This is a genomic window from Marinimicrobium koreense, from assembly GCF_003762925.1.
GTDB classification, from domain to species: Bacteria; Pseudomonadota; Gammaproteobacteria; order Pseudomonadales; family Cellvibrionaceae; genus Marinimicrobium; species Marinimicrobium koreense.
The window spans coordinates 2,356,222-2,372,751 of sequence record NZ_RJUK01000001.1; the positions used below are offsets into that span (position 1 = coordinate 2,356,222).

The following is a 16,530-nucleotide window of genomic DNA, read 5'->3' on the forward strand; positions in this document are numbered from 1 at the left end:
ATCAATGCGCCTGCGCTGTTTCCAGAAGCTCGCGGATGTTATTGAGCAGCAGCTCTTCCTGGTAGGGCTTGCCCATGTATTTGTCCACACCGATATTGAAGGCCCGCTCCCGGTGTTTTTCCCCGGTACGGGAGGTAATCATGATGATCGGGATGTCCTTCAGCCTCGAGCTACTGCGCATATTGCTGGCCACTTCGAAGCCGTCCATGCGCGGCATTTCGATATCCAGCAGCATGACATCCGGGATATGGTCCTGGAGCGTAAGCAGTGCTTCGGCACCATCTTTGGCGGTAATGACCCGGAAGCCCTCGCGCTCCAGGAAGCGGCCGGTGACTTTGCGCACGGTCACGGAATCATCCACCACCATGACCACTTTTTCCTGTTCATCATCGCGTCCGTAGGGCGTCTCGGCTGGCTCCAACAAGGTCGCATTGGGCATACCCAGCGCCAGTTTTTCACGCATGAGGGCGTGGGGATCGAGAATCACCACCACGCTACCGTCACCCATGACCGTGGCGCCGGACACCCCGCTGACCGAACTGAACTGCATGCCCAGGGTTTTCACCACAATTTCACTGCTGCCCAGCAGGCGATCGACCTGCAGTGCCACGGTATGCTCGGCGCTGCGTACCAGCACCACCGGCAGTGGCAGAGACTGACCATCGAGCTTCGGACGGGCATCGCTGTCGAGCATGGTGCCCAGATAACGGACCTGATACTCCTCACCCGCGTATTCGAAGCGCGCACTCTCATCGGAGTAGTAGTGCTCCAGCTCAAAGGGGCTGACGCGCACAATACCCTCGATAGTGTTGAGCGGAACCGCGTAGTAGTCGTCGCCAATCTGGATCATGAGGGCGCGGTTAACCGACACGGTGAACGGCAGGCGGACGATAAACTCCGACCCGTGACCGGATTCAGAGTTGATGAACATGGAGCCACCGAGCTGTTTGATCTCGGAGTGGACCACATCCATACCGACCCCACGGCCGGATATCTGGGTGACCTTGTCGGCAGTACTGAAACCGGCATGGAGAATGAACTGCATGATATCCCGGTCACTGAGCTGGGCACCCTCGGTCATCAGGCCGCGCTCGACGGCTTTGGCGCGCACCCGCTCGAGGTTAATACCCCGGCCATCGTCGGCCAGGCGCAACACCACATCGCCGCCCTCGCGGGCCAGACTGAGCATGATCCGCCCCGCCGCAGGCTTGCCCGCCGCGGTGCGTTCGTCGGCGGTTTCGATACCGTGGTCCACGGCGTTGCGCAACATGTGCTCAAGAGGCGCCACCATCCGCTCCAGTACCGAGCGGTCCAGTTCACCCTCGACATTATCCAGCTCGAATTCCACATCCTTGCCCAGCTCGGTCGCCGCCTGACGGACAATCCGGCGCAGGCGCGGCACCAGCCGGGAGAAAGGCACCATGCGCGAGCGCATCAGCCCTTCCTGCAGATCGGTATTGATCCGTGACTGCTGGAGCAACAGGGTTTCGGTATCGCGATTTTTGTCCGATAGGGTGTTTTTCAGGTCGAGCAGATCCGAGGCGGACTCCATCAGCGAACGCGACAACTGCTGTAACTGGGAGTAGCGGTCCATTTCCAGCGGGTCGAATTCCTCGTGCGCTTCCATCTGCTCCTGACGGAAAATCACCTGGGCTTCGGTTTCGATATCGAGGCGGCGCAACTGCTCCTGCAGACGCACAATGGTCGAGTCCATTTCATCGATGGCCAGTCCCAGATCACCCACCTGCTCCTCGATGCGACCCCGGGTAATGGAGGTTTCACCGGCCAGGTTAACCAGCTCTTCCAACAACTCGGCGGACACCCGGACCACTTCCTGAGGACCACTGCGACGGGCCGCCAGATGCTGAACCTGGGCGCCGCCATTGCCGCCCCCGGACGCACTGATGGCGCCACCGCTGGGCGGTACCGGAGCCGATGTGGCGGTATTGCCGGGTTTGGGCTTGGGTGTGAACGGCACCACATTGCCCGTTTCCGGGTCCCGGGTGACCGGAACCGGGCCACCGGACTGAGGCGCGGTGGCGCTGGGCGGAGGCGGCTCGACCGCCTCGTCGGGGGCATCACCGGCCATCTGCGAGCGCACCCGGGCGACCCCGGCGTGAATCTTATCCTGGAAGTCAGTCAGACGCTGGAAGAAGGCCCGGTCAATGGTGTCGCGCTCGCGCATACCGATGAGCAGGGTCTCGAAATCGTGGGCCAGATCGCCCACGTCGGTAATACCGGACAGTCGAGCACCGCCCTTCAGGGTATGCAGAGAGCGTTTGAGTTCTTCGGGCAGATCCGGATTGCTCCAGTCTTCCTGCCACTCGGTCAGTGCGCGGTCGATATCTTCCATGAGGTCATCAGCTTCTTCCAGGAAGATTTCCAGGATTTCCTCGTCCACCTCATCGTCGTCGGCATCAGCCGCCTGATCCTGCGTCGACTCCACCGCCGGCGCAGCGGGCTCTGAGGGTTCTTCTTCGACCGCTGGAGACTCTTCTACAGCGGCTGAAGAGTCTTCCGCAAATGCTGAGGCATTTTCGCTATCCGCTGAGGGCATTTCAGCAACCGCTGAGGGCTCTTCATTGTGCGCTGAAGGTTCCTCATCGATCGCTGCCGGCTCTTCTGCAATCGCGGAGACTTCTTCGCCAGCGGTTGAAGGCTCTTCATCAACGCTGGTTGCCTCTGGCGGGGCATCGGTGGCGTCGTCGGGCGGCAGGTTTTCCAGCAGGCGATCCAGAGGGGCCTGAACGGCGTCGGGGGCCGGTTCGAGGTTCTGTCCGACCGCAACGGCATCCACCAGATCCAGCAGTGCCATATGCGCGTCAATAAGCTGCTGGCACAGGGCGTCGTCGCAGGGAATATGCCCCTGCTGAATGCCGGCGTAGATCCGGTGCAGCTTGTCGCCCAACTCCGCCATGGGCGGCAGGTTGGCGTGAAGCGCGCCATTGGTCAGGGTGGCCAGTTCGGTCTGCAGCGGCTCAAGCTGTGCGAGATCTTCGGGGTGCTGGCGCCAGTTCTCGATGGTTTGATCCGCATCGAGCAGCAGATTCATTTCCTCGGCCATGAAAATCGCCAACAGCTCGGGATCAATCGCTTTCTGACCTTCGGCCTGGGCTTCCTGCTGCCGCACAAGCGGCGCTACAAAGATCTCTCGAAGTTCGGCGACCCGTGCCTGGAACTGCCCCAGACGGGGAATTTCCACCGGTTGGCCCTGCTCGATATCGGCCAGGGCGTGGGTCGTGTAGTCCACCGCGTCACGCAGCAGCTGCAGAATATCCTCGTTGATATTCACTTGGTAGGTGCGCAGCTCTTTGACAAACCGCTCCAGCGGCGTGGCCAACTCCGCAATCGGAGTAATGTTGGCCATATGGGCGCTACCCTTGAGGGTATGCAGCGCCCGCTGAGTGGCATCGCTCGGCGGGGTAAACAGCGGCGAAACGTCTTCCATTTCCTGGATGTAGTGATCCACGACCTGCAGGTGGGTCAGCGCCTCCACGCCAAAAATTTCCCACAGCTGGGTGTCACGGTCGTCATCATCGTCCTGCTCTGCCCCCTGGGGCCGTTCAATCGACTCAGCACTGGCGGGCTGATCCAGCAGTTCCGCGTAGGGGTCTACGCTCTCCTTCGCCGGTGTCGTCGGCTCGCCGATAGAAACACTGGGCTCCTCACCTTTTGACAGGGCCGCCGCGTACTGCTCGCACGCCTCCGTAAGGCTCGGATGGGGGTTCGGCTGACCGGTGCGGAATGCCTCGATCATGTCCGGCAGCAGGCTGCGGACTTTCTCGATAACGGCGACGTGATGATCACCGGGCTGGATGGTGCCGTCCAGCACGCGGTTGAGCATGTTCTCGATCGCCCAGGCGAGCTCGCCAATATCGGTCGCCCCAACCATACGGCCACTGCCCTTCAGGGTATGGAAAGCGCGCCGGAATTCGGTCAGAGATTCCTGGTCGGCAAAATTCTGGGCCCAACGGGGGAAGTGTTCGGCAATCGCGTCACTGACCTCGCCGGCCTCCTCGATGAAGATTTCCAGGATTTCTTCATCAACTTCGTGTTCGTCATCGTCGTCCGAGGCCGAGGCCGAGGCATCGACACTATTGGCTTCGGGCTCCGGCTCGCTGGCATCGGCGGCGGCCACTTCGGCCTCCAGAGCATCGACCGAATAACCGTCTGAGGTGTCATCCGGAGACGACGGGTCTGTGGACCAGTCTTCTTCTGGCGATGCATCCTCCGGCTCGTCCAGCAGCGTCTCCGGGTCATTGCTTTCTCCGGCGCCAATCGCCGATTCATAGGCGGCGCTCAGAGCGGCGGTGTCTTCCTCTGCCGCCAACTCGATGTCGGAATCGTCTTCGGGCGACTCCTCAACCACCGGGGCGTCTTTTTCGGCTGCGGCCTTGGCCGCCTGCTGGAGCGACTGGGAAGGCGTCACGGCGTAACCCAGTTGGGCCACGCTCTCTTCGGCAACCCCCAACAACAGGTCGTTTTCCTCGGCGTGCTCGCTATTGAAGCGTTCCAGGTAGTATTCAACGCTGGTAATGGCATCGGCCAGGGTGTCCAGCCGATTCCATTCGGGGGTGACCTCTCCCTCAAGCAATTGCTCTTCCACAAACCGTGCACAGGCGCCAATAATCCGGGCCGGTCGGGGCAGGGGAATCATGTCCAGGCCACCGCGAATTTCGCGCAGGGTCACAGGTACCGGCTGAAGGTGCGAACGATCCCACTGGGAGGCAATGTACTCGACAATGGCATCCTTGGCTTGCTCCAGGCCACTACGTGATTCACGCAACACCGATTCCTGCGCGCGGGAGAGGTTGAGATCCGCCTGTTCCCGTGCCGGGTTAGCGTCCCGACCGGCGTTGGCCACCAGAGAGTCCAGCCCGTACTCAATATCCAGTACCTTACCGGCCAGCGCCATCAACTGATCATCGCCCAGGTCGCTATCAGAATTCACGACCAGCTCAATCGCCGCGCCCTGCTCGAGCACCTGCTTGCGTAAGTCACCAATGCCGAGCACCGCCATGGTGTCGGCCACGCGCTTGATGACGGGCAGCGCCTCTTCCAGCGCCTGCTTCCGATCCATATCCGACAGGGTGACATCCAGCGCCTCTTTGACCGCGTCCAGCTCACCTTTCAGTGCGGTGACCACCGAACTCATGGCCTCCGCATCCGGGGCGGACAACAGGTCCTGCGCCGCATCGCCGTCTTCACCGCTCTCACGGCCTTCCGGCAATGCGCGCTCAAGCTCGTAGCGGTCGTAAATCACCTGCAAATGGGAGCCACTGGCAAAGCCCGGCGAGTGCTTGCCCGATCGGGCCACGTAGTACAACAGGTTTTTAAGCAGCTGGTCATCCGCCGGGGCAGCCAACACTTTGGTTCCGTGGGCGAGCAGTTGTTTGAGTTCCCGGTCCAGCTGCCGCAGCAGGTTTTTGATCGAGACACTGGACTCGATGGCATCCATCTCCAGCGCTTCCACCAGCGCCAGGCCGATATGCCAGAGCGACTGGCGGGGGGTCCCCCGGGTCAGTTTGTGCAGCCGCTCAAACACCTTTTTCAGGTAAGCCAGATTTTCATCCGGATTGACGCCCCGGATAAACCCCGCGGCCGCATACTGATACATCTGGCGCAGTTTGCGCACGGTATCTTTGAATTGGGCGTCGTTGGCCAACAGCGGCAGGCGCTCGCCGGACACTTCCCGGGCGGGGCCAAGATAGGGGCTGAACAGTTTGGTCTCGGTCAGCAGGCTTTCGCCCCGCACCGCGCGCAGATCATTGAGTAGCGGCAGGACAATAACCGGGTTGTCACGACGGGAGGTTTTGACCTTTTCGAGATAGATCGGAAACTGCAGGATGGCCCGCATCAACACTTCCTGAGCTTCGGCAGTGTTGGCGACGCTGTCATTGATCATGGCCTGAGCGAGGTTTTCCATCTCCTCAGCCATCATGGCCGCCCCGTAGAATTCCACCATCTGCAGGCTGCCGTGCACCTGATGGATGTGAGTCAGGCAAAAACGCAGGCGCGCCTCATCCTTTGGATTCTCCACGTAGGATTCCAGAGCATCGCGAGCCTCTTTCAGGGTGTCGGTAATTTCATGAACCACCCAATCCAAGGCAGCAAAGTTACGGCTGTCTGACATGCGGAGCATTCCTCATTGTTTTTGTCGCTCTTCGCGAACATAGGCTTGCACTTCATCGCCTACCACGCGGCGCAGTTCCGGGTGTTCCCAGTCCACGGCTTCCCCCAGTCCGATAATCAACACGCCGCCCGGTTTGAGGCGGTCCGCAAACGCGTTGAGGATATCCCGACGCAACCAGCGACGAAAATAGACCAGCAGGTTCTGACAGAAAATGACGTCCATTTTGATCACGGGCATGGTCCGGATGCGGGTGATATTGCCCTGACTGAAACAGACACGATCGCGCAACTTTCCGGCCACCTCGAATTGCCCGTCATCCGTTCGCGTCAGATAACGCTGAACTTCCTCGGGGTACAGTGGCTCAAGCTTACGCTGTGGGTAACGCGCCCGACGGGCCTGATTGAGTGCCGACTGGCTGATGTCTGTGGCGGTAATGCCGTAATAGGGGGCGAGGTTGGCCAGCTCGAAACAGTCATTGGCGACCATCGCCAATGAGTAGGGTTCCTCACCACTGGCACAGCCCACGCTCCAGATATCGAAGCTATTGTCCAACTGGCGATTGTCGATCCGGTGTTGCAGAAACCGGCGTACGTATTCAAGGGAGGGACGGTGCCGAAAAAAACTAGTTTCTTTGACCGTAAGCCGGTCCACCAGAACGGACCATTCCATCAGGCCGGTCAGGCCGTCCGTGACATCGTGAAAGTACTGATTGTAATCCTCACAGCCCAACTCACGCATACGGATGGCCACCTGCGACTGCAGCAGGGTTTTCTGCTGAGTCGACAGTTGAATACCCGTGCGCTCCTCCAGCAGTTTGCTCCATTGAACAAACTGGCTTTCGGACAAGTCAGTCGGCGCTTGCAGGGACCAAACCATAAGGTTTCTCTAGGCCTTGAGTGCCACCGCCCGGGACACGACCGGGCGGTGCTAGTGATTACACCAGTTCGCGATCGGAACGGGGCTTCTCGTGACGGTCATCCGTGTCGCCCTCATCCTCCGGCAACACCTGATCATCCAGTTCGATAACGTCGGATTCATCGACGTCTGCCAGGCTTTCACCTTCTTCCGGGAAGTCGAAGCTCTCAATGCTGTCCGCCTCATCGTTCAGATCTGCAAACGCATCGTCATCGCTCTGGGCCGCCGGTGCACTTTCGCGATACCCGATGGGCGCTTCGTCCGACTCTTCCTCCGGCAGTTTGAAGCCGGCCACCGATTCGCGCAGATCCAGCGCCATCTCAGCCAGATTACCAATCGACTGGGCAGTCGCGCTGGTACCGGCGGAGGTCTGGGTGGTAATTTCCTGAATCACGTTCATCGTGTTGGAGATGTGGCCGGCCGAAGAGGCCTGCTGACGGGCAGCGTTCGAAATGTTCTGGATCAATTCCGCCAGGTTGTTGGATACCGTCTCAATCTCTTCCAGAGCCACACCGGCGTCCTGCGCCAGGCGAGCACCGCGGACCACTTCCGAAGTGGTCTGCTCCATCGAGATAACCGCTTCGTTGGTATCGTTCTGAATGGTTTTAACCAGGGCTTCAATCTGCTTGGTAGCAGCGGCTGAACGTTCCGCCAGTCGCTGCACTTCGTCCGCAACCACCGCGAAGCCGCGGCCCGCGTCACCGGCCATAGAGGCCTGAATCGCCGCGTTCAAAGCCAGAATGTTGGTCTGGTCGGCAATGTCGTTAATCAACGATACGATGTCACCAATCTCCTGGGAGGATTCACCCAGTCGCTTGATCCGCTTCGAGGTATCCTGAATCTGCTCACGAATGGTGTCCATGCCGTTGATGGTGTTCTGTACCACCTTGGCGCCGTTGGTCGCAATGGATACCGCTCGCTCCGCTACCGCGGCCGATTCGGCGGCGTTGGCGGATACCTGATCAATAGTCACCGCCATCTCGTTTACCGCCGCCGAGGCGCCGGCGATTTCCTGGGCCTGGTGCTCGGAGGCTTCGGCCAGGTGCAGAGCGGTCTGCTGGGTTTCCTGGGCCGCGGCGGATACGTTCACCGCCGTTTCGTTGATTCGGGCCACCAGAATACGCAGCTGGTCAATCGTGAAGTTGATCGAGTCGGCAATCGCGCCGGTAAAGTCTTCGGTTACCGTGGCGGTGGTGGTCAGGTCACCGTCGGCCAGGTCGGCCAGTTCGTCCAGCAGTCGCAGAATCGCGTTCTGGTTCCGTTCGTTGGTTTCGGCGGTTTCACTCAGACGACGGCGGGTGCTGCGCAGCAGCAGAATACCGATGACCGCCAAGCACAAGGCCGCCGCAATGGCCAGGGCCAGAATGGTCAGGTTGTTGGGCTGGCGCAGCGGTGCCTGCTCGGCAATCCGGTCCGAAATATCGGAAACCGTTTCAAGCAGCATTGGGGTGCTGTCGAGCAGCGCTTCGTTGGCCTGTAACGCATCAAGCAGGGCGGGCGAACCTTCGAAAATTTCCTGAATCGAGCTGTTAACAAAATCAAACAACGAGGCAATTTCGGTCAGCGACTCCTGCGCCTCTTCGTCGGTAATCTGAGTGATGCGCATGGCCACATCACCTTCCTGCATCGCCGTCAGTACCCGACCGTAGATGTTGGCATCCAGGTTGAACTGATCCGCCGCGCGCGAGGCGTCGGCGTCACCACGGAGCATTTTGTCCACATTTCGACCGATACGCTCGGCACGCCAGCTCTGCATCTGCGCCTGGGACACCTGCTCCGGCGGTGCGTCATTCTCGAGCAGAATTTCCACGATATTGTTGTGCTCCGCCTGAAGCTCCGGCAGCGAGTCGTTCAGGGTCCGACCCACCTCGTTCAGGAAGACGATGGTATCGCGGTTGGTCAGAATGGTGTTGGCGTCTTCCTGCACACTGTTCCAGACTTGAGCGTAGGCGTTGAACTCGCGGCTCAACTGCGAGCGGGTGCGCGGATCACTGGAGCGCAAAGAGTCCCACGTGGCCCCCATGGTCGAGACGACCTGCCCCAGCTCATCAAACGCTTCTTCATCACCTTCAATGGCGTCCCGTGACAGGGCCGTCAGACGGTAGGACTGGGCGCGCAATTCAGCGGCCTGCTGCAGGTATTCCTGGTCTCGTTCCAAGCCCTGCTGCACCATGACGTAGGTGACGGGGATCAAAACCAGAAAGCCGATCAGCAAGACCACCAGTACAACCATCGCCGGGTTCGCCCGGACGTTGGCAAACAGGTTTCTGGACTCGGTTTTCATGTAAGCACTCCTGAAGGTGACGTGACGCCTTATTGTTGTTCCTGATTGTGATAATTATGATCGACCGGGACTCATTGACCTCGGACAACCCTGATGACCGCCCCCGGTCAACTAGCTGCGGGCGGCATTGATAAAGCGCGGATCCTGCGCCAGAAACGCCGGGCGAAAGACGGTCCAGCGCTGTCCGTTATGTTCAAAGCTGCCCTCGGTGAAGGGCTGGATAACCGCATCGACGGGGCCGGACTCGGCCTGATATTCATCCGTGGGGAAATGCTGCATGCCAAATACCTGATCCACCATCAGCCCGCTGTACAGCGCCTCGGTCTCCAGCACCAACACCCGCCGCTGCTTGCGCCCTCCGCTCAGTTGGGCCCCGAAGAATGCTGCGAGATCAAACAGCGGCAGCAAGCGGCCGCGAACGTTGGCGACACCGCGCACCCAGGACTGAACGCCGGGAAGGTGGGTATAAGGTGGGATCTCCAGCATTTCCGAAATTTCGCCCATCGGTACGGCAAAGCGCTGCCCCATCAACATGAACCCGATGCCACTCCAGTGGGGGCGGATATCGAGTTGTGCCGGCAGACCCCGCGCCGCACTGCGACTGCGTTGGGCCAAGTCTACCAGGGAGTCAAAGGCTGTCTGGGAATCAGACATGGTTACCGCCTGTCTCGTTGTGTCCGGTCATCCTTCTTACTGAGTCACTTTGGCGATGGCGGCGTTGAGGGTCTCCGCGGTCACCGGCTTGACCAGAAAGTCCCGAGCGCCTTGGCGCATTCCCCAGACCCGGTCGGTCTGCTGATCTTTGGTGGTCACGATAATAACCGGAATATGAGCGGTTTCCGGTGCTTTGGTGAGCTGGCGGGTGGCCTGGAATCCGTTCAAGCCGGGCATGACAATATCCATCAATACCACATCGGGCAGCTCTTTCTTGGCCAGGGAGATACCGGCCTCACCGGTTTCTGCCGTCAGGGCTTCGTGACCCTGCTTTTCCAGCATGGAGCTCAATTTGTAAATTTCGGTGGGAGAGTCGTCGATGATAAGTACTCTGGCCATAGTATCCCCAAATTGATCAGTCAGTTATAAATTACATTGTTGTCGTTATTCAGGCGATGGCGCTGCCTCGCCCGAGATCGTCAGCGCATCTGTTGCGCCATATACTCAAGACGCTTCTGCTTGCTTCACATGTGCTTCGATGGCGCCCAGCAGCTCGCTTTTGCTGAATGGCTTGGTCAGGTACTGATCCGAACCGACAATGCGGCCTTTGGCCTTGTCGAACAGACCGTCCTTACTGGATAGCATAATCACCGGGGTGCGCTTGAAGTCGCTGTTATTTTTGATCAGTGCGCAGGTCTGATAGCCATCAAGACGCGGCATCATGATGTCAACGAAAATGATATCCGGGCGGGTGTCGGCGATTTTGGCCAGAGCGTCAAAACCATCCGTCGCTGTCACCACCGTGCAGCCGGCTTTTTTGAGCAGGGTTTCGGCGGTTCGACGGATCGTTTTACTGTCGTCGATCACCATGACTTTCAGGCTTTCCAAACTTACGTCCATACTTTCTGACCTTAGCCTCGTTGCCGCATCGCCTATACGCCCGAGGCTATCGGACGGTTCAGCACTGCAGTCATTGTTATGTTTGCCACGTTTTTGTGACGCAAGTCACACATTGCACCCGCCAGCCGGGATAAGCGCTTCACGTGAGCAGGTGGTACAGTTAAAACGAACTTTTAACACAGTTTTTAAGGTATATCTATAACCAACTGAATATATAAGATTTTCGTTAGTGAACCCGATTTATTATGCTTTAGTCTTATTTTGGCGACAGCCCGCGCCCTAACCAATACTGTGACATTCAGCGGCCGAGCTTGCGTTCTACCGCCCGAGGGCTTAACTTTAGCGCGCAAAACGGCAGGCGGCAACAAGGCCACCCCTCCCACTCTCATCCGGAAAACGTTTGTATGACCCTCTCTCTCGGCGTGATCATGGACCCCATCGACCAGATTACCTTCTATAAGGACACCACCTTGGCCCTGCTGCTGGCGGCCCAGGAGCGCGGCTGGGACCTTCATTACATGGAGCAGTCCGATCTCTACCTGGACAAGGGACAGGCTCGTGCAAGCACCCGACCGCTGCTGGTAATGGACGACGAGACCCACTGGTTTGAGCTCGGGCCCCGGCAAGACCACCCCCTGGGGGAGCTGGATGTCTTGCTGATGCGCAAGGATCCGCCCTTTGATAACGAGTTCACCTACAGCACCTACATTCTGGAAGCCGCCCAGCGCGAGGGTAGCCTGGTGGTCAACGACCCTCAGAGCCTGCGTGACTGTAACGAGAAGATCTTCGCCACCCAATTCCCCCAGTGCTGCCCGCCACTGATCGTGAGCCGGGACCCGGCGCGGCTGCGCCAATTCCACCGGGATCAGGAAGACGTCATTTTCAAGCCTCTGGATGGCATGGGAGGCAGCCGTATTTTCCGCTGCAAAGCCGATGATCCCAACGTCAGTGTGATTCTGGAGACCCTCACCGATTTTGGCACCCAGATGGTGATGGCTCAGCGCTACCTGCCAGCTATCACCGAAGGCGACAAGCGCATTCTGGTGGTTGACGGCGAAGCCGTGCCCTACAGCCTGGCGCGAATCCCAGCGAGCGGCGAAACCCGGGGCAACCTGGCCGCCGGCGGGCGGGGCGTCGCCCAACCCCTGACCGACCGGGATCGCTGGATTGTGGCGCAGGTCGCACCCACGCTCAGGGAAAAAGGGTTACTCTTTGTCGGACTGGACGTCATCGGCGACTACCTGACCGAGATCAATGTCACCAGCCCGACCTGCGTGCGGGAGATTGACAAGGCGTTTGACACCCGGATCGGGGCCCGACTGATGGACGCTATTGAGCGACGCCTGCCCTGATCGCTACTGCTGAACGAGCTGCCGTACCATTACTATGAGTCAAAACCGCCCCGAGGACACGCTCCCCGACAACACCGTGGATACGGGTGATCGGCTGAGCTTTACCCTGTTTCTGGCCCTGGCCGTCCATGCGCTTCTGATCTTCGGGGTGTCTTTCACCCTGCCCGAGCGCGGTCAGGCCGCTCCCACTCTGGATGTGACCCTGGCCAACCACCAGGATAGTCGGGCTCCGGAAGAGGCGGATTACCTGGCACAGCACAACCAACAGGCCAGCGGCACCGAAGAGCAGGCACGCCAGCTCACCACCGAGCAGGAAGCGGAGTTTGCCGACACCCAGGTGCGGGACATCAACCCCACCCCACAGGTTCAGGCCAGCACCGCCCGAGAGCGACGGGATGACGCCGTTGTGACCACCACCAGCCGAGCGGAGCGCCAGCAGCCCAGCCCGGAAGATGCCGACCCTCAGGAGCAGCAGGAACAGCGCGAAGGCCAGGTTGAAGAGCAGCCGATGCTGAGCCAGGAAATTGCCAGTCTGCAGGCCAAGTTGGACCGTCAGCGCCAGGAGTATGCCAAGCGTCCGCGCATCCGGCGCCTCACCTCGGTCGCCACCCGCGCTGCCTTCGACGCGCGCTACCTGCACGAGTGGGGGCAAAAGATCGAGCGCACCGGCAACCGCCACTACCCCCAGGAAGCGCTTAACCGCCGGATCACCGGCAGCCTGCGCCTGTCCGTCGCCATCAACCCGGATGGCACCATTCACGAGGTCGAAGTGCTGCACTCCTCCGGCCACCGATTACTGGACCAGGCCGCGGTGCAGATCGTGCACCTCGCCGCCCCCTTCAGCAGTTTCCCACCGGAAATTCGTCAGGAATACGATCGCCTGGAAATCATCCGCACCTGGAATTTCGAGATCGCCGGGCTTTCAACCTCCGCGGACTAGCCGCAGATTTTCTTGGTCCGCGCGCTTGTTTTCCCAGTGGTTTCCCCCATAATTCAGGTATGAACGAAAAAAGCCCTGCAGACACTGAAAAAGCCCTGACCGCCGGCAGCCTGCGCGACCACTTCCTGATCGCCATGCCCGGCATGCTCGATCGCAACTTCGCGCACAGCATCACCTACATCTGTGAGCACAGCGACGAGGGCGCCATGGGGCTGGTACTCAATAACGCCATGCCCCTGACGCTGGGCGATATCTTCAGCCAATTGGAGCTGGGGGATGAGCAGCGCCTCGGCGACCGCACTGTGCTGGCCGGAGGCCCGGTTCAGGTAGAGCGCGGCTTTGTGGTCCACAACGATACCAGCCGCTGGCAGTCGACCCTCTCGGTGGCCGACGATGTCAGCCTCAGCGCCTCCAGAGACATCCTCGAGGCCCTGGCCGAGGGGCGCGGACCCGAGAACTTCATCATCGCTCTCGGCTATGCCGGCTGGGAAGCTGGACAGCTGGAGGACGAAATTGCCGCTAACGCCTGGCTGACCATGCCCGCCGACCGCCACATCCTGTTCCACACGCCCAGCGAACAACGCTGGGCCGCCGCCGCGAACCATCTGGGGTTCGACCTCAACCTGATTTCCGCCACCGCCGGCCACGCCTGACGTGCAGTTACTGGGTTTCGATTACGGCCTGAAGAATATCGGGACGGCCACCGGCCAGACGCTGACCGGCACCGCCACGTCACAGCCCCCGTTGAGAGCCCGCGATGGCGTACCCGACTGGTCCGAAGTGGAAGCCCTGCTCCGGGAGTGGCAACCGGAGCTGGTACTGGTGGGTTTGCCGCTGAATATGGATGGCACCGAAAGCGAGCTGTCCGCCCGGGCACGAAAATTTGCCAACCGGATTCACGGTCGGTTTGGTGTGGCGGTGGAAATGGTCGACGAGCGCCTGTCGAGCTTCGAAGCCAAAGGCGAGGTCATGGCCCGCGGCGGATCCCGGGATTATGGCAAAAACCCCGTGGACTCCATCGCCGCGCGCCTGATCGTGGAAACCTTTTTAAACCGCTAGAAGGCTTTCTAAACCGCTACGGGCCTCTTAAACCGTTACCGGGTGCTTAAAACACCCGTCCCCGATCTTCGGAGCCGTCGTCTTCAATCGACAGCTCGTCGGCGGCATGGGACAGATAAGTGGCATCCGTTTCCGAGCCGAGCTTGATCAACAACCGCAGATCGTTGGGCGAATCGGCATGGGCCAGGGCGTCCTCGTAGGTGATTTCCCCGGCGTCATAAAGCTCGTACAGCGCCTGATCGAAAGTCTGCATACCCAGTTCGGTGGACTTTTTCATCAGCTCCTTGAGCTCACTGACCTCCCCTTTGCGAATCAGATCCGACGCCAGCGGCGTATTCAGCAGCACCTCGAGGCAAGCCCGACGGCCCTGACCATCCGGTGTCGGGATCAATTGCTGAGCCACGATGCCGCGCAGATTCAGGGACAGGTCCATCCACAACTGCCGGTGCCGGTCCGCCGGAAAAAAGTGAATGATCCGGTCCAGTGCCTGGTTGGCATTGTTGGCGTGCAGGGTCGCCAGGCACAGGTGGCCGGTTTCGGCGAAGGCAATGGCGTGCTCCATGGTTTCCCGGGTACGGACCTCACCAATCAGAATCACGTCCGGCGCCTGACGCAGAGTGTTCTTCAGCGCGGTCTCGAAGGACTCGGTATCAATGCCCACTTCCCGCTGGGTGATGATGCAGCCCTGGTGTTGATGAATGAATTCGATCGGGTCTTCGATGGAAATGATATGGCCTTTGCTGTTGCGATTGCGGTGACCGATCATCGAGGCAAGCGAGGTTGACTTACCGGTGCCGGTCGCCCCCACAAACAGGATCAGCCCCCGTTTGGTCATGGCCAGATCCTTGATGATGTCCGGCAGGCCCAGGTCATCGATTTCCGGAATGGTGGTTTCAATGCGGCGCAGTACCATACCCGCCAGGTTGCGTTGATAGAACGCGCTCGCCCGGAAGCGGCCGATACCCCGGGCGCTGATAGCAAAGTTGAGCTCTTTCTGCTCGAGAAATTCCCGGCGCTGCTTCTCGTTCATTACCCCCAACACTACCTCCCGAGCTTTCTCCGGAGGCAGCGGCGAGGCGGTGGCCGGAACCAGCTTGCCATTCACCTTGATCGACGGCGGAACGCCGGCGGTAATAAAAAGATCTGAGGCCCCTTTCTCGACCATCAGCGACAATAAGCGATCAAAATCCATAGCGGTGTCCCGTAATTATCTAGAAGTTTTCCGGCATCTTGGCTTTTTCCCGGGCCACGTCGCGATTGACCAACCGACGCGCCACCAGATCGGCCAGGCACTGGTCCATGGTCTGCATGCCCAGGGAAGCACCGGTCTGAATGGCCGAGTACATCTGCGCCACCTTGTCTTCACGGATCAGGTTGCGGATGGCGGAGGTACCCCGCATGATTTCGTGGGCCGCCACCCGGCCGCCGCCGTTTTTCTTGAGCAGCGTCTGGGAAATGACTGCCTGCAACGACTCGGACAACATGGAACGGACCATGGCCTTCTCGTTGGCCGGGAACACATCCACCACCCGGTCAATGGTCTTGGCCGCCGAGGTGGTGTGCAGGGTGCCGAATACCAGGTGACCGGTTTCCGCCGCGGTCAGTGCCAGGCGGATGGTTTCCAGGTCCCGAAGTTCGCCCACCAGAATGATGTCCGGGTCTTCCCGCAGCGCCGAGCGAAGCGCTTCCGAGAAGCCGTGAGTGTCCCGGTGCACTTCGCGCTGGTTGACCAGGCACTTCTTGCTCTCGTGGACAAATTCGATCGGGTCCTCAATGGTCAGGATGTGTTCGTATTTGTTGTCGTTGATGTAGTCCATCATCGCTGCCAGCGTGGTGGACTTACCCGAACCGGTCGGGCCGGTCACCAACACCAGCCCCCGGGGCACCGCACAGATATCGCGGAACACACTGCCCATACCGAGCTCTTCCATGGTCAACACTTTGGAAGGAATGGTCCGGAACACCGCGCCGGCACCGCGGTTCTGATTGAAGGCGTTCACCCGGAAACGGGCCACGCCGGGCACCTCAAAGGAGAAGTCGGTTTCCAGGAATTCTTCAAAGTCCTTGCGCTGCTTGTCATTCATTATTTCGTAGATCAAACTATGCACCTGCTTGTGCTCCATCGGAGGCAGGTTGATCCGCCGTACATCGCCGTCCACCCGGATCATGGGGGGCAGGCCCGCGGAGAGGTGCAAGTCTGAAGCGCCCTGTTTAGCGCTGAAGGCCAGAAGTTCCGTAATATCCATACTGCTACCTTATTTGTGTTTCTGTGGTTTCAGTGGCCACTGAGGGG

The 16,530-nt window shown here is 59.8% G+C and carries 12 protein-coding genes; 4 read left to right on the plus strand and 8 right to left on the minus strand.

Annotated features, from left to right (window positions below):
* Window position 1: 1 nt before the first annotated feature.
* The 6 genes from EDC38_RS10355 to pilG all read right to left on the minus strand — a co-directional run bounded on the left by EDC38_RS10355 (window position 2) and on the right by pilG (window position 10,886).
* Window positions 2-6,133 carry an Hpt domain-containing protein gene (locus EDC38_RS10355; RefSeq protein WP_123638448.1) on the minus strand — a complete coding sequence of 2,044 codons (6,132 nt, stop codon included), beginning with the start codon at window positions 6,131-6,133 and terminating at the stop codon, window positions 2-4.
* Between the two features lie 12 nt (window positions 6,134-6,145).
* Window positions 6,146-7,009, minus strand: a complete 864-nt coding sequence (locus EDC38_RS10360) for a CheR family methyltransferase (RefSeq protein ID WP_024461423.1) — start codon at window positions 7,007-7,009, stop codon at window positions 6,146-6,148.
* 58 nt (window positions 7,010-7,067) lie between these two features.
* Window positions 7,068-9,332 carry a methyl-accepting chemotaxis protein gene (locus EDC38_RS10365; RefSeq protein ID WP_123638449.1) on the minus strand — a complete coding sequence of 755 codons (2,265 nt, stop codon included), beginning with the start codon at window positions 9,330-9,332 and terminating at the stop codon, window positions 7,068-7,070.
* Between the two features lie 111 nt (window positions 9,333-9,443).
* The gene (locus EDC38_RS10370) at window positions 9,444-9,986 is read right to left on the minus strand and encodes a chemotaxis protein CheW (RefSeq protein ID WP_024461425.1); all 543 of its coding nucleotides are present in this window, start codon (window positions 9,984-9,986) and stop codon (window positions 9,444-9,446) included.
* A 36-nt stretch (window positions 9,987-10,022) separates the two neighbouring features.
* Window positions 10,023-10,385, minus strand: coding sequence for a twitching motility response regulator PilH (pilH, locus tag EDC38_RS10375; RefSeq protein ID WP_024461426.1), 363 nt, complete (start codon window positions 10,383-10,385; stop codon window positions 10,023-10,025).
* Window positions 10,386-10,490: 105 nt separating this feature from the next.
* Window positions 10,491-10,886 carry a twitching motility response regulator PilG gene (gene pilG / locus EDC38_RS10380; protein ID WP_024461427.1) on the minus strand — a complete coding sequence of 132 codons (396 nt, stop codon included), beginning with the start codon at window positions 10,884-10,886 and terminating at the stop codon, window positions 10,491-10,493.
* A 404-nt stretch (window positions 10,887-11,290) separates the two neighbouring features.
* On the opposite strand from pilG, the gene gshB reads away from it, so the two are divergent.
* Genes gshB through ruvX form a run of 4 tightly spaced genes read left to right on the plus strand, consistent with a single transcriptional unit; the run spans window position 11,291 to window position 14,237 of the window.
* Window positions 11,291-12,238: a glutathione synthase gene (gshB, locus tag EDC38_RS10385; protein WP_123638450.1), complete on the plus strand. Its 948-nt coding sequence runs from the start codon at window positions 11,291-11,293 to the stop codon at window positions 12,236-12,238.
* Window positions 12,239-12,272: 34 nt separating this feature from the next.
* Entirely contained in the window at window positions 12,273-13,178 is a 906-nt protein-coding gene (locus tag EDC38_RS10390) for an energy transducer TonB (RefSeq protein WP_123638451.1), read from the plus strand.
* 59 nt (window positions 13,179-13,237) lie between these two features.
* Entirely contained in the window at window positions 13,238-13,831 is a 594-nt protein-coding gene (locus tag EDC38_RS10395) for a YqgE/AlgH family protein (RefSeq protein WP_211331068.1), read from the plus strand.
* Between the two features lies 1 nt (window position 13,832).
* Window positions 13,833-14,237 (plus strand): Holliday junction resolvase RuvX, encoded by a 405-nt coding sequence (gene ruvX, locus EDC38_RS10400; protein WP_211331069.1) that lies wholly within the window; start codon window positions 13,833-13,835, stop codon window positions 14,235-14,237.
* A 46-nt stretch (window positions 14,238-14,283) separates the two neighbouring features.
* Here ruvX and EDC38_RS10405 read toward each other — a convergent pair whose 3' ends face one another.
* Window positions 14,284-15,429, minus strand: coding sequence for a PilT/PilU family type 4a pilus ATPase (locus tag EDC38_RS10405; protein WP_123638452.1), 1,146 nt, complete (start codon window positions 15,427-15,429; stop codon window positions 14,284-14,286).
* A 19-nt stretch (window positions 15,430-15,448) separates the two neighbouring features.
* On the minus strand, window positions 15,449-16,483 hold the full coding sequence (locus EDC38_RS10410) for a type IV pilus twitching motility protein PilT (protein WP_024461433.1): 1,035 nt from the start codon (window positions 16,481-16,483) through the stop codon (window positions 15,449-15,451).
* Window positions 16,484-16,530: the final 47 nt, after the last annotated feature.

Bases quoted from the DNA above. Each gene is read 5' to 3' on its own strand.
- pilG (WP_024461427.1), bottom strand. From the start codon at position 10,886: ATGGACGTAAGTTTGGAAAGCCTGAAAGTCATGGTGATCGACGACAGT.
- EDC38_RS10410 (WP_024461433.1), bottom strand. From the start codon at position 16,483: ATGGATATTACGGAACTTCTGGCCTTCAGCGCTAAACAGGGCGCTTCA.
- EDC38_RS10370 (WP_024461425.1), bottom strand. From the start codon at position 9,986: ATGTCTGATTCCCAGACAGCCTTTGACTCCCTGGTAGACTTGGCCCAA.
- EDC38_RS10355 (WP_123638448.1), bottom strand. From the start codon at position 6,133: ATGTCAGACAGCCGTAACTTTGCTGCCTTGGATTGGGTGGTTCATGAA.
- EDC38_RS10365 (WP_123638449.1), bottom strand. From the start codon at position 9,332: ATGAAAACCGAGTCCAGAAACCTGTTTGCCAACGTCCGGGCGAACCCG.
- pilH (WP_024461426.1), bottom strand. From the start codon at position 10,385: ATGGCCAGAGTACTTATCATCGACGACTCTCCCACCGAAATTTACAAA.
- EDC38_RS10395 (WP_211331068.1), top strand. From the start codon at position 13,238: ATGAACGAAAAAAGCCCTGCAGACACTGAAAAAGCCCTGACCGCCGGC.
- EDC38_RS10390 (WP_123638451.1), top strand. From the start codon at position 12,273: ATGAGTCAAAACCGCCCCGAGGACACGCTCCCCGACAACACCGTGGAT.
- EDC38_RS10360 (WP_024461423.1), bottom strand. From the start codon at position 7,009: ATGGTTTGGTCCCTGCAAGCGCCGACTGACTTGTCCGAAAGCCAGTTT.
- EDC38_RS10405 (WP_123638452.1), bottom strand. From the start codon at position 15,429: ATGGATTTTGATCGCTTATTGTCGCTGATGGTCGAGAAAGGGGCCTCA.
- gshB (WP_123638450.1), top strand. From the start codon at position 11,291: ATGACCCTCTCTCTCGGCGTGATCATGGACCCCATCGACCAGATTACC.